Here is a 14,267-nt window from a genome sequence, read left to right as displayed (position 1 = left end):
TGAACCATATGTTTATCGACTTGTATATCTAAAACTCTGCCTATTGGAGACTTAACCGGACTCTCTTTCGACAATTCCATTCCCTATAGGAAGTTTGGTTTAGCGACTCGGCTTTCATTCTGCAAGCCATTAATAGACACCATATAGTTCACATTTTTTAATATCACTTACAATAAAAGGCCTCCATCACAACACCTATCGCAAGGGTAAAACACCTTGTCTTGGTGACGTCCAGCTGCAAAAGACTGACTCAGCGATAAGGAGGCTAAATCGTCCTTTCAATCAACATCCCAACTTTTATAGTCGTAATAATCAAAATGTGCCTCGCGCCTATATCCTCCGAGATCGACACAAGCCAAGCCAGAAAAAGCCCCAGTGAAGAAACCCCCAGAGGACTGAGCAACATAATCATCCGACAGAATTCGAGCATCCAAAACACATGGCAACGAAACGAATCGATGACCATCAAATGAATATTCATACCGATACATATCGGTATCAACCTGGGTGCGCAGCCACACTGATTGAACCTGTTGGGGCACTATTATGCTCCTGTCATGCAGGAAGGAATGATAACGACCTCTGTTGCACTCAGAGATTTCAATTACTTTGCAACCGCGCTCTTCATCCCAAGTTAGGTAGATCCAAGACCAAAAGTGATCATTGTAATAATTGGTCAGGCCCGCCATCTGCATATAGGAGTGGGGGTTGAACTCGACTTTTGTCTCAGCAGTAAAGTTAAACGCGTCCCAGCGTCGAGCAATCATGGCAAGTTCATCCCTGCTGGTTAAGGATTGACCACCCTTTAGTCGTAAACAGCCATCGCCTACATATCCCATTTTTTCGGAAAATGGTACACGACATGTATTCCATACTTGGTTTAGCTCTGAAAGTTGAAAATCGTCGTGAAACCTGTTGGATGGCTGGCTCTCCGTACTTGGTTCTACCGGAGGATCGACATACCGTTGACCGGCTTGGCCGCCTACGATATAAGGCCACCCATCATCTGTCCACTCCAGCTTCTGTATTGAGGTCTCTCTGCCAAGAGTGCACCATCCTCTAACTCCGTTCACCGGATCTTGCGGACGATGCCATGGACGAGCACAAAGAGACGCATAATACCACTGGCCATCAGGGGTATCTACCAACGAACCATGCCCTTGTTTCTGCAAGTAAGATTCGGGAGTTAAATAGTTCCCTAGCAGTGGGTTATTCGGCATCGCCTCGAACGATAGCGCATCAAGACTTCGTGAGCGAGCCACGGATTCCTGATGTTCATAGCCGGTACCTCCTTCGGCCGCGAAAAGATAATAATAGTCTCCGATCCGATATAGGTGCGGTCCTTCAGTGACTTTTACCTTGCTGCCTTTCCAGATTATCCGCTCGGTTTCAGGCATTAATTTCATCGTGCCCTTATCGAACTCAGTCAGAGTTATTCCGTTGAAGGCATGATGATAATCCCGAAAGTCCCATGTCTGCTGCACCAAATACTTGCAATCCCCGTCGTGGAAAAGACTAGGGTCGAAGCCAACGCCGTTTAACCTGATGGGGTCTGACCATGGTCCACGTATATTTTCAGCGGTAACGAGATAATTGGTGCAATCCTTAAAGGCCCCTTCAACTTGTTTGACATCAGTAAAAATAAGCCAAAATACCCCGTCATTGTATGAAAGGTCCGGCGCCCAGACACCTCCAGATGCACATGTTCCCTTCATATCAAGTTGACTCACCCTGTTCAACGGACTGGGCAACAATGCCCAGTTAACCATATCATGTGATTCATATAGTCGTACGCCTGGCCACCATTCAAAGGTGGATGTGGCTATATAATATGTTTCACCAACTCGGATAATCGAAGGATCAGGATTAAAACCCCTGAGCACAGGATTAGAAATCATCTTTGACATTGCTTCATCACTCCCCCGCCTGGTAACGTACTTCCCCATTGGTCTTTAATCTCACTTTATGTCTTTCCACCGCTTACGCCATCAACCCTTGATCGCCCCGGTCAAGCCTCCGACAATCCTTTTTTGGAAGAAAGTAAAGCACAATAATGCCGGAATCATAGACATTGAGGTAAAAGCCAGAACCTTGGCTGTATCCACGGAATACTGAGAGCTGAACATCTGGACTCCGAGCGGCAGCGTATACCTGTGCGGGTCATTAATCAGAAAGAGCGGAAGCATGTAGTTATTCCAGCTGTTGACAAAAGCCAAAATTCCGGTTGTAGCTACACCAGGCATGGATAGGGGCACAATCATGCGCCAGAAGAACCCCATCCGCGAGCAGCCGTCCAAGGCAGCAGCTTCCTCCAACTCCTGAGGGATGGACTTAAGGAATGGGACCAGAATAATAATCGTAGTCGGCAAGGCAAAAGCGATCTCAGGCAATACCAAACCAAAAATTGAATTCACCAGCCCAAGAGCCTTAATAAGCAAGTAAAGAGGGGTAATTGCAACCGTCATTGGAAACATCAGACCTGCAGCGAAAAGTGAATACATCAATCCTGCATACCTGAATCGATACCGCGCAATGACAAAACTGACCATAAGGCCAAGCGCTACCGTGCCAATTGTTGTTAGCAACGCCACGAGCAAGGAATTGACGAGTTGTTGCCAAAAAGTCCCGGATTCCAAAACGCTCGTGTAATTCGAAACAACCCAAGGGTTAGGCAGCCCTGAGGGATCTTGAGTTATTTGAGCATTGGTTCGAAAACCACCGAAGATGATATACAGCACCGGCCCAACACAGATTCCGACAAGCACGAGGGAAAGAAAATAAACTACAGGGTTACCCCAAGGAGTCGACGCACGTTCCCCCTTCCACCGCTGCAATATTTCAAAACGACTACCACCCTTATGATTTGACATTTTCCAGTTCCTTCCCAACAAAACTCAATAGCATCAGCAGTACGTCTTCATTTAGACTCTGTTAGCCCGCCCTCAAGATCCTTGCTGAGTACGAATTTTTGGTAAAGCAAGGCCACTAGCAGAGAAATCAGAAAGATAATCACCGCTATGGCGTTGCCATATCCGTAATTTGATGCAAGTCGCCCCTCGCGCACCATATAAGTAGCCATAGTCGACGTCCCGGCAGTATCGGAAACGTACTGTCCCCAAATGATGTAGACCAAATCGAAGAGCTGCATAGAACCTATAATGGAAAGAAAAGCGGCAATCCTCACAGTTGGAGCCAGCAAAGGCAATGTAATACTGCGTTGCATCTGCCAAAAATCTGCACCATCAACAGCTGCGGCTTCATATAACTCTTCTGGGATAGATTGAAGTCCTGCCAGCATCAGGATGACGTAAAAACCGACATACTTCCAAGAGATAACAAAGAGCAGAGTCCACATGGCGATTTTCGGGTTGGCAATCCAATCGGCTCCAGCAAGTCCCAGCTTGGCTAAGACTGCATTTACAGCTCCCTTACTTTGGAGCATCAAGCTCCAACCAGTTCCGACAATTACCTCGGAAATCACATAGGGGACAAATATCAAAGTCCGTATTAACCCCCTCCCCTTGAACTTTTGATTGAGTAGCAGTGCAAAGAGTATGGCAAGCGGTATTTGAATGATCAAAGACATCACGGCAATAAAGAAGTTGTGGCCAACTGCCTTTTGAAAGACCGGATCTTTGAGAATAAGAACAAAATTATCAATACCGATAAATTGTCCGTTGCTGGATGGCGAGCCGAAACCTTTCCACTTAAAGAGTCCGTAATACACCGCCATAAAAACGGGGAATATGACGAAACCAAGGAAGATAATGATTGCCGGAGTTGACAGGAGGGTTATTTCCACTCTCTCACGCCTGGACTTTGTGATTGCATTAGGATCACGCATTGGTTATGCGAACCCCCTTACTTGTAATAGTCTGATTCATACGATGCTTATGCGCGTTGCCTGTAAGACCATGGGTGATGCTGCCAGATGACGGCATCACCCATGAAACCTGATGCTTAACCTTTTTGAGCTGCTTGATCTGTTGCCTTGACGATATCCTTTGGCCCGCCCTTACCAGAGAGCATATTGACCACGCCGGTATTCAACGCATTACCGACATTCTGTCCGAATTGCGTATCAAGCCAAAGAGACATGGAAGACGCCTTAGCATACACAGCCAAGACTTCTTGCAGAGTCGGATTATCAACAGCGCTCCTCGCATCCTTAGCCGCAGGAATAGACGAGAAAGCTTTGTAGTACTCCTCTTGGTTATCCTTATTCACTATAAAGTCAAGGAAGTCTACACATTCTTTAGGCGCGTTGACCGAGCACGCGTATCCGTCGCTACCGCCCATCATGGCTGATTGATCACCTGCTCCACCAGACACCTCAGGAAACGCAAAGAATCCTAAATCATCCATTTTCCCATTGGGTGCTAGATCCATCATATTCATAGGCTCCCAGCTTCCCATCAGCTCCATCGCAGCTTTATGATTGGCCAAGAGGCCAGCCGAAGAATTGGCTCCTTGTGCTGCAGAGGTCGTCAGGAATCCCTCATTAAAGGGAGTTGTCTTGGCGAGGTCATCAAGATCTTGGCCAGCCTTAGTCCAACATTTATCTTCAAATTTTTTCGTTTTGACAGTCGAATTGAAGGTAGCCGGTGCACACTCACGCAAAGCAAACCAGTACCAATAGTGAGCAGCCGGCCAAGCATCTTTGGCGCCCAAAGCGATTGGGGGAATACCAGCGTCCTTCAGTTTCTGTACAGCTTGGCTGAACTCAGCCATGTTGGCAGGAGGCTGTTCTATACCTGCCTGTTTGAAGAGATCCCTGGAATAGAAGAAGCCCCCAGGGGAAAGCATAACCGGCACGCCATATTGCTTGCCATGGACCTTTTGAACAGACAGGGTATCGCTGAGACGTGACTGTACCGATTTAGACAACTTATCGCTCAGGTCCATGACCTGACCGGCTTCAACCATGTCGGACAATTTCTGACCGCCCCTAGACAAAAAGACATCTGGCGCAGAATTGGAATCCTGCATGGCTGTTTGCAGTTTACCATCATAATCTTCTGTCTGAATTGCTTGTACCTTCACTGTCACATTGGGATGCTTCTTCTCGAACTTACGAGCGAGATTTTCCTGATATGCTTTGCCTGATGCAGTCGTGGAAATATGCCAGAAATTTAATGTGACCTTGCCATCTTTACCCGCATGATCCGAACCTCCACAAGCTCCAAGTGAAAGAACGGTTACGCAAGTCAGTAAAGCCGCTCCAATTGTTTTTACTCTCATCATGCTCCCCTTAAACGGGGATCCTTTCCTGATCAAACGACACTGTTCACGATCGGTTACTTCATACCTTTGTATTGTTCCGCAACTCAGCTAGAACAATCACTCCCGCCTGCTTCCCCCAAAACAGCCCTAGGGATACCAGCCCGTTCACCACTTCCTTTCGAAAAGATTACCGAAAAAACCATTTCTTTTCGGTACTTGACAATATAACCATTAACAAGGTTGTTGTCAAAACGATGATTTACTTAGTTTCTGAGCAGATATCAATAAAAACTCAGCGCAGCAGCCTATTTCACTAAACGAAAGTTTCGAGTATACTGGAATGTGACCATTTGAAGCGTCTTTGTGGGGGCTGTTTCGACATGCTTAAGGAAAATGCTGCCAATACAACGGTACAGTTGTCTGACATCGCTGCAAAAACCGGCTTTTCACTCTCTACGGTTTCCAAGGTACTTAATGGACGAAGTGATGTTTCGGGAAAAACACGCAAAATCATAACAGAAGCCATAGAAACATATGGATACCACCGCAGGGTCCGTTCCTCCAAGAATCGCAAGCTGATTGAAGTAGTTTTTCAAAAATTCGACAGTCTCTGGTGCCTAGAAATACTACGTGGCATCCTCACCGAAGCCCAGGCTCACAGTCTGAGTGTGATCACTACAGAAAGCGGAGATGAAACGCACCCTGACTCATCCTGGGTCAATGGCGTGATCCACAGACAGCCTCTCGGCGTTATTCTGATTTTTTCTAATCTAACTGTTAAAGAGACCAAGCTCCTGTACTCATACAACATTAACTATCTGACGTTAGACCCATCAGGTACTCCTTCACCCGATAACATGTCTGTTCAAGCCGACAATTGGACTGGCGGCGTCATAGCAACCAGACATCTTCTGGATCTAGGACACAAACGCATCGGCATTATCACCGGGCCCAATCAGATGATGTGCTCAAGGGCTCGTTTTGATGGATATAAGGCTGCATTAAACGAGCATGGGATTCCGCTAGATAGGAAGCTTGTAAGAGAAGGAGATTTCACTACTCAATGTGGGTACCGGGAGGCTCTGAGCCTACTGAAAGAGCCGAACCCTCCCACTGCTATTTTTGGTGGCTGTGACCTGCAGAGTATGGGCGTTTACGAGGCAGCCAGAAGAATGAGGATACGGATTCCAGAAGACCTATCAGTTGTCGGTTTCGACGACATCCAGACCTCCGCTTTTATGGGACCAGCCATGACCACTGTTCACCAACCGTTACAGGAGATGGCCGTTATGGCCACGAACATGCTTATCGACAAAGAAAAAGGCACCATAACTAATAATCAAGTTGTACTACCGACCAGTCTGAAAGTAAGAAACAGCACAGCGCCTGTCGACGCATAACCGCGATAAAGGTACGAATGCAAGTTTAAACAATAATCTATCGCCGGAATCTACCATGTAGTTGTAAAAATCATATCCTTCTAGCGCTACTTCCGAATTAATGCGCACCGTTTTTCAATTCTTATAAATTTATCTATCGCCCGGATTTTTAAACATCACAAGCAACCAATATATGTTGCAAGCACATCAGTAAAACATTACCAATGCCGGTTGCACCTGTGAGGTTAGCATTGATGATAGCCGTAATTTAGCCATTTTTTGCCGCGATCCGCGGCAGTCTTTGAAACAACAATTCAGCTTTTCAGTATCTGAATATAACCCACATCTCTAGCAGGGTGCATAGATACCAAATTCAGGCGAATTGAACGATAAATACGGCTATTAATCAATAGGGGTTGCTGTTCCAGCCCGCATTTATTAACACATCAATGCCCAGCCATGCTTGGCAAATGCATGAAATCCTCCACGCGGTTCCATTTGACCGTATACCCAGCGCCATGAGCGCAGAAGACCGAATCTGGGGTATTGTCCAGATCAGCCTCAGGGTCGTAACCTATGTCAGCCACCACCGCATCCTGATCATGGCAGGGTCGGTACCCATCCACCGAGCATGACAGATGACCCTGACCATGAGTGTAAGCACTGAGACGAATGGCATAGTCACGCATATACGAGACCGGCGCCCGCCCCTCCAGATCTACAATGTCATGTGAACCATGAGGGGATCCCAGCTGACCGCCCATCCTAGCTATGTCGGACATGGCATGCCCCAGAGACTCACGTGGCAGACACAAACGGAACCAATACCAGGGCTCAAGTAAAAGACTCCGGGCTTTCATCAGTCCCTGTCGAATTGCCCGGTAGGTAGCCTGTCTAAAATCACCACCCTCGGTGTGTTTCAAGTGTGCACGCCCATCCAGCAGAGTGATCCGCATGTCTGTGATAGGCGATCCGGTCAGCACTCCAAGGTGTTCCTTCTCTTGTAGATGAGTCATGATCAAACGCTGCCAGTTTCCGTCAAGCCGATCACGACTGCATGAGCTTGCGAAGCTCAGGCCGGAGCCCAATTCAGTAGGTTCCAGCAGCAGGTGGACCTCAGCATAGTGACGGAGGGGCTCAAAATGCCCTACCCCCTCCACAGGAGCCTGGATGGTCTCCCTGTAGAGGATCTCGCCCTGATTAAAGTCCACTTCCAGTCCAAAACGACGACGGAGCTCCTCACGGATCACCTCCAGCTCGACCGGACCCATGATCTGTAACTGGATCTGCTGAAACTGCGGCACCCAGGACACATGCAGCATAGGTTCCTCATCCTGCAAAAGCTTCAGGGCCTCCAGAATCCTGTGCAAGTTCTGATTCTGGGACCTTACAGCGTAAGTAAGCACAGGCTCCAAGGCCGGCCTGCCCAAGTCCGGCTCTACACCCAGACCCTCCCCAGGATAGGTCATCTCCAGCCCGGTTGCGGCTACAATATCTCCTGCATGCGCCATGTTCGTCAGCAGATAGCCCTCGCCCGAATAAAGACGCAGCTGATCAATACGTCCACCATTACCATCCGTCTTTCCCGCGGCTTTTTGATAATTGAGCAAGTCATCCATCGGGGTTTTGACTGGAAGATTGCCTCCTGTCACTTTCAGCCAGGTTAGCCGACTATGACTGCGGTCATGAGAAACACGATAGACACGAGCGCCAAATTGCTTGTTGTATTTCGGTGTTCTAGTCAAGGTTTCCAAACCATCAAGCAGGGCGTCAATTCCTTCAAGATGCAAGGCTGAGCCCCGGAATGCCGGAAAGAGCAGTCGCCGGGCCACGAGGCTCTTCAAGGTCTGCTTGCTCAGATAGCCTGCCTCCAGATACTCGTCCATGGCGCCCTCATCCAACAGTGCCAGGTCCTCCGGATCAGCTGCCTCTGGCCCATCTCCGAACTCTAGGCAACCAGGCGACCAGTGCTGTCGGCAGGCCTCTAAAAGAGCCCCCGGATCGGCGCCTGGTGCATCCGTCTTGTTAACAAAGAGAAAGGTCGGTATGCCATGGGCATCCAAGAGTCGCCAGAGAGTGTCGGTATAACCTTCCGGACCCATTCGTGCATCCATTACTAGAATCACATAGTCCAGCACTGACAGGGCCCGTTCCATACCAGCAGCGAAATCCACATGCCCAGGGGTGTCCAAGATGGTCAAATCCAGATCCCGATATCGAAGTCTTGCTGGCTTGACCATAATGGTGATCCCTCGGTGGCGTTCGGTCTCGTCAGTGTCCAGAAAGGCGTCCCCATGATCCACTCTGCCAAGCCGCCTGATATTTCCTGCGCGGTAAAGCATGGCTTCGGACAATGTGGTCTTGCCAGCGTCTACATGAGCCAGCAACCCAGCCACAAGCCTCTTAGCCATACCCAACTCCTCTCCGATCAGTTGCTCGGTCCGGTTTTACCTTACTCGTCAGGATCCATGCGCCCGATTAGATCCTATTGCTGATTCGGCAACGGGTTGAAGGCCAGCGCCCGGTGATCTTCCAGTGGTCATCCCACTGCCACCGCCTGGTAGGTTAAGTCGTGGATGGTTCTGCCGGCCTGCATACCTTTGCGCTCGAAATTGGTGACGATACGACCCTCGAACCGCTTCGACTCGACAAAGTCCCCATGAGGCATATCTTCAGCCATGGCGGCCGTCCCTTTGCCCACATGGCCCAGAGGCAGCCTAACTGTTCTATTGCCCAAATTGCGCAGACCCGGATGGTTATCCAGCACCTCGTGTATATGCAGGGCATAGTCCTCAATGTCTGTGGCTATTCGCCAGAGCCCTCCCACTTGCAGGCATGACACCACCGCATCGGCCAGGGCAGGTTGGATCAACCGACGTTTGTGATGCTTGGTTTTAGGCCAGGGATCGGGAAAGAAAGTCCAGAGCTCGTCGACCAGGTTCACAGCCAAATGCTCTAACAGATCCGAGGCATTTACCTGGGCCAACCTCAGGTTGGTCAACCCCTCCTTGCCGGCCATAAGCATAGTGTGGGCCAGACCGGGACGGTAAACTTCCAAAGCCAAGTAGTTACGCTCAGGATGCCTACGGGCGGCGGCCACGACGTTCTCGCCCTGGCCGGATCCGATTTCCACGGTCAGCGGCGCTCGTCGTCCCCAAATTCGATCAGCCGCCTCCTGATCCAGTTGCAAATTCTGAGCCACCGACAAGGGGGATCCTTCCCCCCTCGGCAGGTCCAACATGTAAATGCCGGAATAGCGCCTCCAGGCAGCTTCCAGACGGGAACTGAGCCTGCCGGAACGCAAGACGTATGAGACAATGGTCCTTCGATTGGATTTCTGTGGTTGCTCAGTATTTTTCACCCTTCATGTATATCCTAAATTCGGCTGTCTTATGGACTGTGACGTGTTCGTCTCCGTGATATACTTAAATTGAAACAAAATAGAACATTTTTACTCAAAATTGAACATGACCGCATCTGCGGTTTTGGATAGGAAAGGCATGCAGATGTCAGTTTTGGTTACAGGCGGCTGCGGATACATCGGCGCCCATGTGGTTCACGCCCTGCAAGAGGCCGGCAAGGAGGTCGTCGTGGTCGACGACCTCAGCTATGGCAGGCCCGATCGGATCGGGAATGCCCGTCTTTACGGCGCTGACGTGGCCGCGCCGGGAGCCGACCAGCGTCTGGCCGATATCATCAATGAGAACGGGGTCGACTCGGTCATCCATTTCGCTGCCCGCAAGCAGGTGGGCGAGTCCGTGGAGAAGCCCATCTGGTACTACCGGCAGAACCTGAACGGCATGATCAACGTCCTGTCCGCCATGGCAAAGACCGAAGCCAAGAAGTTGGTCTTCTCCAGCTCGGCCGCAACCTATGGCGAGCCTCCGGTCGACGTGGTTCCCGAGGATGTACAGCCCATGGTCCCCATCAACCCTTACGGCCAGACCAAGTTGGTCGGCGAGTGGATGGCTCGGGCCTGCGAAGAGCCTTACGGCATCCGCTTCTGCGCCCTTCGCTACTTCAACGTGGCGGGCTGCGGACCAGTCAGTCTGGAAGACCCGGCTGTCCTGAACCTGATCCCCATGCTCTTCGACAGGCTGCGGCAGGGCAAGGCACCCGCCATTTTCGGCGACGACTACCCCACCCCCGACGGTACCTGCGTGCGCGACTACATCCACGTCTCCGATCTGGCGGATGCCCACATAGCCGCCCTGGACTACCTGGATCGCGACCAGCGCCGCTACGATGCCTTTAACGTGGGCACTGGCCAGGGCACATCCGTTCGCCAGATCGTGGACGAAGTCAAGAAAGTGACGGGTCTGCCCTTCACTGAGGCCATCAAGCCCCGTCGCGCCGGCGACCCGCCACATCTGATCGGCGACCCCACCCGGATCAACACCGAAATGGGCTGGCATGCCAGGTATGGCGTCGAGGAGATCGTCGAATCAGCCTGGCAGGCTTGGCAGGCCAACCCTGCGCACCACATCGACACCGATAGCTGGCAACAGCAGGACTAGACAGCGACGCGCCGGGGCTTGCATTCCTCCGGCGCTCATGTAAACTTTCCTTTTGGCTGTTCGAGCAGCCTCGGCTCCGTAGCTCAGTTGGTTAGAGCGCCGCCCTGTCACGGCGGAGGTCACCGGTTCAAGTCCGGCCGGAGTCGCTGGGAATGGTCTGGCCCGGTTTGTCCGGGTCTTTTCGACTGTTCATGGCTCTGTAGCTCAGTTGGTAGAGCGAGCGACTGAAAATCGCTAGGTCAACGGTTCGATCCCGCTCGGAGCCACCAACCATTAAGTCCCTGGGATTCATGATGAATCCAGGGACTTAATTGATATTTGCCTTCATCTATCGATCAGGACAGCTGACTGACCACCCAGTCGACGATGTAAGGCGCGGTGTGCTCAATCTGATCGATGGCCACCTTGAACTCGTGCGGGCCTCCGTACCAGGGATCCACCAGGTCGATTTGGCTCTCCCGACCCGGCGCTGGCTTGGGCAGCGCCGGGTCGAAGCTGCGGTACAGGTGAACGGCGGATCGCTTGCCTGAGGGCAGCAGACGCAGCAGGGCGCGCATATGGTCGGCCGTCATGGGCAGCAGAAGGTCCGCGTCTTCGGCCTCCTCCCGGGTGATCCGGTGGGCGAAGTGGTCGGTCGGCACCTCATAACCACGTTCGCGCAGAACCTTCTGGGCACGCCGATCTATAGGGTTGCCGAACTCCTCGTCGCTGACCCCGCTGGATTCCACTCTGACCCGGTCCTCATCCAGTCCGCGATCTTGAAAGAACTTTCGCAGGATGACCTCAGCCATGGGTGACCGGCAGATATTGCCGGTGCAGACAGTCATGACGTTGTAGGGACCCTGCGAGGCCTTCCCTTCAGAATTCTGCCCCATTAACGCACCTTCCCATAGGTGATGTAGCGGAACCTCCGGATGGCCGCCGCCTGGTCTGGTTTGGCAGGGGTCATCCACTGGGTCTTGTCGCGCACCTGCCAGAACCGCTTGCTGACCAGCTCCTCCATATCGGGCACAAAGACGTCAGCTGGAGTCCGCAGATCCAGGTCGGTCACGTAGGCCGCATCTGCCATCGGAAAGAAGGTGCTGAAGACCCCCGCGCCGCCGATGATCCAGATTTCACTGCGATCCATCCCATCGTCGGGAATGGCTTCCTGCCTGGCCAGCTCCAGAGCATCGTCGGCCGCAGATACCACAGTGGCACCTGGTGCATGGAACCCTGGATCACTGGACAGAATGATGTTGTCCCTCTTGGGCAGGGGCCGCTCCCCCATGGAGGTCCAGGTCCGCCGTCCCATGATGACCGGATGGGATACGGTCAGCTCCTTGAAGTGCCTCATGTCCTCGCTCAGATGCCAAGGCAGCGCATTGTGATAGCCGATGGCACCGCGCCTGCCGTCAGTGGCCCGCGCCTGCGCCCAGATCATATTGACCGATGAGCGGTGGCCTATCTCCTCTTCCTGATGCCGCCATTCCTCATCGCCTAGAAGCCCGGCCTGACCGGGCTCGGGTTCGTGATAGCCGCTTCGACTATTGTCATGCTCCATCTGTTGCGTTCACTCCTCATAGTGAGTAGATATACGAGTACATTCTAATCTTCGGATCCGACGGTGCTCGTATTCGGCTCAGCGCGCCATCAGACCGCCACTGGGGCCTTGATGGCGGGGTGGCATTGATAATCCACCACTTCGAAGTCCTCGTACTGATAGGAGAAGATGGAATCGGCCTTGCGGATGCGCATGGTCGGATAGGGGTAGGGCTTGCGCGACAGCTGCTCCAGAACCTGCTCCACATGGTTGTCGTAGATGTGGCAGTCGCCGCCGGTCCAGACGAACTCCCCAGGCTCAAGACCTGCCTGCTGAGCCATCATTAGGGTCAGCAGAGCGTAGGAGGCGATATTGAAAGGCACGCCTAGGAACATGTCGCAGGAGCGCTGGTAGAGCTGGCAGCTCAGCCTGCCATCGGCCACATAGAACTGGAAGAGCGCATGGCAGGGAGGCAGGGCCATGCTGTCAACCTGGGCTGGATTCCAAGCAGTGACGATCATTCGGCGGGAGTCCGGGTGAGCGCGGATCAGATCCAGCACCTTGGCGATCTGGTCAATGGTGCGATGGGGGTCCTCGGGCGTCGGGGCAGGCCAGCTGCGCCACTGGACCCCATAGACCGGGCCCAGATCACCGGTTTCCGGATCGGCCCATTCGTCCCAGATATGCACGCGGTTCTCCTGCAACCAGCGCACGTTCTGCGACCCCTTGAGGAACCAAAGCAACTCGTAAGCGATGCCCCGGAAGTAGACCTTCTTGGTGGTGATCAGTGGGAAGGAACGGGACAGATCGAATCGCATCTGCCGCCCGAACAGGGATATGGTCCCGGTGCCCGTCCTGTCGGACTTCAGGGTGCCCTCCCGCAGGACAGTGCGCATCAGGTCCTCATAAGGGGTGGGGATGTCCGAGACGGGACGCTCGGGGATGCGTGTACGAATATGCTGCAGTTCTTCGGAAGTCAAGGCCATGCGGCCATACTATCAAGTCCTCGGTCAGCTGAGCGTGCCCCAGTGACGAAACACACAGTCTGGGTTAGATTGGAGGAGCAGGTCCGGCCACAGGCTCGGATCAGGATGACGCACCCGGCCGGGTGCCGGACAAGGAGGAACAGATGGGCAAAAGACTTTGGGTCGAACGCGACAAGGACGGCACCTGGAACGCCTATGGCGACAATGGGGCCCACATCACCTTCGGCAAGGGCGAAGGCCAATTCAACCCGGGCGACCTGATGAAGATCGCTCTGGCCGCCTGCGGAGCCCTTTCCAGCCAATTTGCTGTGGAGAGCGCCCTGGGCAAGGACAAGGGGGCGAAAATCGTGGTGGACGGCACCTATGACGCCGACGATGACGCCTACCTGAGCTTCGACGAGCAGGTGGACGTCGATGCCACTTCGGCCAGGCTGGCCCAGGATGATGCGGACAAGCTGGAGGAGCGAGTCCGCCGCCATATTGCCAAGTCCTGCACGGTGGCGCACACCTATCAGCGGGAGACCCCGGTCAGGATCTCCGTCAAGGTTCGCCACTGACCTGATAGCGGCAAAGGGGCGGGGGCTCCCAGGTTCACGGAACTTTGGAGATTCCCGCCCTTTGTCATCGCTTTTTTCGGATT

The 14,267-nt window shown here is 52.5% G+C and carries 12 protein-coding genes and 2 tRNA genes; 5 read left to right on the top strand and 9 right to left on the bottom strand.

Annotated elements, in window-relative coordinates; translation table 11 throughout:
• Positions 1-278: 278 nt before the first annotated feature.
• The 4 genes from J3U06_RS01915 to J3U06_RS01900 all read right to left on the bottom strand — a co-directional run bounded on the left by J3U06_RS01915 (position 279) and on the right by J3U06_RS01900 (position 5,241).
• Positions 279-1,898, bottom strand: a complete 1,620-nt coding sequence (locus tag J3U06_RS01915) for a glycoside hydrolase family 43 protein (RefSeq protein WP_267444441.1) — start codon at positions 1,896-1,898, stop codon at positions 279-281.
• A gap of 90 nt (positions 1,899-1,988) precedes the next feature.
• Positions 1,989-2,870: a carbohydrate ABC transporter permease gene (locus J3U06_RS01910; RefSeq protein ID WP_051354081.1), complete on the bottom strand. Its 882-nt coding sequence runs from the start codon at positions 2,868-2,870 to the stop codon at positions 1,989-1,991.
• Positions 2,871-2,917: 47 nt separating this feature from the next.
• The gene (locus tag J3U06_RS01905; RefSeq protein ID WP_267399463.1) at positions 2,918-3,844 is read right to left on the bottom strand and encodes a carbohydrate ABC transporter permease; all 927 of its coding nucleotides are present in this window, start codon (positions 3,842-3,844) and stop codon (positions 2,918-2,920) included.
• Positions 3,845-3,960: 116 nt separating this feature from the next.
• On the bottom strand, positions 3,961-5,241 hold the full coding sequence (locus tag J3U06_RS01900; protein ID WP_267444440.1) for an ABC transporter substrate-binding protein: 1,281 nt from the start codon (positions 5,239-5,241) through the stop codon (positions 3,961-3,963).
• Between the two features lie 362 nt (positions 5,242-5,603).
• Here J3U06_RS01900 and J3U06_RS01895 point away from each other — a divergent pair, with 362 nt between their 5' ends.
• Positions 5,604-6,623: a LacI family DNA-binding transcriptional regulator gene (locus J3U06_RS01895; protein WP_267399462.1), complete on the top strand. Its 1,020-nt coding sequence runs from the start codon at positions 5,604-5,606 to the stop codon at positions 6,621-6,623.
• Positions 6,624-7,048: 425 nt separating this feature from the next.
• Here J3U06_RS01895 and J3U06_RS01890 read toward each other — a convergent pair whose 3' ends face one another.
• Positions 7,049-9,013, bottom strand: a complete 1,965-nt coding sequence (locus tag J3U06_RS01890) for an elongation factor G (RefSeq protein ID WP_267444134.1) — start codon at positions 9,011-9,013, stop codon at positions 7,049-7,051.
• Positions 9,014-9,141: 128 nt separating this feature from the next.
• A complete protein-coding gene (gene trmB / locus J3U06_RS01885) occupies positions 9,142-9,804 on the bottom strand; it encodes a tRNA (guanosine(46)-N7)-methyltransferase TrmB (protein WP_416378917.1) in 663 nt (220 codons plus the stop codon).
• A gap of 304 nt (positions 9,805-10,108) precedes the next feature.
• Here trmB and galE point away from each other — a divergent pair, with 304 nt between their 5' ends.
• From galE to J3U06_RS01870, 3 genes are all read left to right on the top strand, one after another.
• Positions 10,109-11,119, top strand: coding sequence for a UDP-glucose 4-epimerase GalE (gene galE / locus J3U06_RS01880; protein ID WP_267444439.1), 1,011 nt, complete (start codon positions 10,109-10,111; stop codon positions 11,117-11,119).
• Positions 11,120-11,191: 72 nt separating this feature from the next.
• Positions 11,192-11,265: transfer RNA gene (locus J3U06_RS01875), tRNA-Asp, on the top strand.
• 47 nt (positions 11,266-11,312) lie between these two features.
• Positions 11,313-11,388 (top strand) — tRNA-Phe (locus J3U06_RS01870).
• A 66-nt stretch (positions 11,389-11,454) separates the two neighbouring features.
• On the opposite strand, the gene J3U06_RS01865 is transcribed toward J3U06_RS01870, so the two are convergent.
• The 3 genes from J3U06_RS01865 to J3U06_RS01855 form a co-directional block, all read right to left on the bottom strand.
• Positions 11,455-11,994, bottom strand: a complete 540-nt coding sequence (locus tag J3U06_RS01865; RefSeq protein ID WP_267444132.1) for a low molecular weight protein-tyrosine-phosphatase — start codon at positions 11,992-11,994, stop codon at positions 11,455-11,457.
• On the bottom strand, positions 11,994-12,662 hold the full coding sequence (locus tag J3U06_RS01860) for a dihydrofolate reductase (protein ID WP_267444131.1): 669 nt from the start codon (positions 12,660-12,662) through the stop codon (positions 11,994-11,996). The genes J3U06_RS01865 and J3U06_RS01860 overlap by 1 nt, the downstream gene beginning before the upstream one ends.
• Before the next feature lie 89 nt (positions 12,663-12,751).
• Positions 12,752-13,627: a thymidylate synthase gene (locus J3U06_RS01855; RefSeq protein WP_220236203.1), complete on the bottom strand. Its 876-nt coding sequence runs from the start codon at positions 13,625-13,627 to the stop codon at positions 12,752-12,754.
• Between the two features lie 143 nt (positions 13,628-13,770).
• On the opposite strand from J3U06_RS01855, the gene J3U06_RS01850 reads away from it, so the two are divergent.
• A complete protein-coding gene (locus tag J3U06_RS01850; RefSeq protein WP_267399454.1) occupies positions 13,771-14,184 on the top strand; it encodes an OsmC family protein in 414 nt (137 codons plus the stop codon).
• Positions 14,185-14,267: the final 83 nt, after the last annotated feature.

It is taken from the genome of Bifidobacterium sp. B4142 (assembly GCF_026537325.1).
Lineage (GTDB): Bacteria > Actinomycetota > Actinomycetes > Actinomycetales > Bifidobacteriaceae > Bombiscardovia.
This window is presented reverse-complemented; position numbering and strand designations above follow the sequence as displayed.

Excerpts from the sequence above, each read along its gene's own strand:
- J3U06_RS01900 (WP_267444440.1), bottom strand. The coding sequence starts at position 5,241 with ATGAGAGTAAAAACAATTGGAGCGGCTTTACTGACTTGCGTAACCGTT.
- J3U06_RS01865 (WP_267444132.1), bottom strand. The coding sequence starts at position 11,994 with ATGGGGCAGAATTCTGAAGGGAAGGCCTCGCAGGGTCCCTACAACGTC.
- J3U06_RS01910 (WP_051354081.1), bottom strand. The coding sequence starts at position 2,870 with ATGTCAAATCATAAGGGTGGTAGTCGTTTTGAAATATTGCAGCGGTGG.
- J3U06_RS01850 (WP_267399454.1), top strand. The coding sequence starts at position 13,771 with ATGGGCAAAAGACTTTGGGTCGAACGCGACAAGGACGGCACCTGGAAC.
- J3U06_RS01915 (WP_267444441.1), bottom strand. The coding sequence starts at position 1,898 with ATGATTTCTAATCCTGTGCTCAGGGGTTTTAATCCTGATCCTTCGATT.
- J3U06_RS01890 (WP_267444134.1), bottom strand. The coding sequence starts at position 9,013 with ATGGCTAAGAGGCTTGTGGCTGGGTTGCTGGCTCATGTAGACGCTGGC.
- J3U06_RS01895 (WP_267399462.1), top strand. The coding sequence starts at position 5,604 with ATGCTTAAGGAAAATGCTGCCAATACAACGGTACAGTTGTCTGACATC.
- galE (WP_267444439.1), top strand. The coding sequence starts at position 10,109 with ATGTCAGTTTTGGTTACAGGCGGCTGCGGATACATCGGCGCCCATGTG.
- J3U06_RS01905 (WP_267399463.1), bottom strand. The coding sequence starts at position 3,844 with ATGCGTGATCCTAATGCAATCACAAAGTCCAGGCGTGAGAGAGTGGAA.
- J3U06_RS01860 (WP_267444131.1), bottom strand. The coding sequence starts at position 12,662 with ATGGAGCATGACAATAGTCGAAGCGGCTATCACGAACCCGAGCCCGGT.
- J3U06_RS01855 (WP_220236203.1), bottom strand. The coding sequence starts at position 13,627 with ATGGCCTTGACTTCCGAAGAACTGCAGCATATTCGTACACGCATCCCC.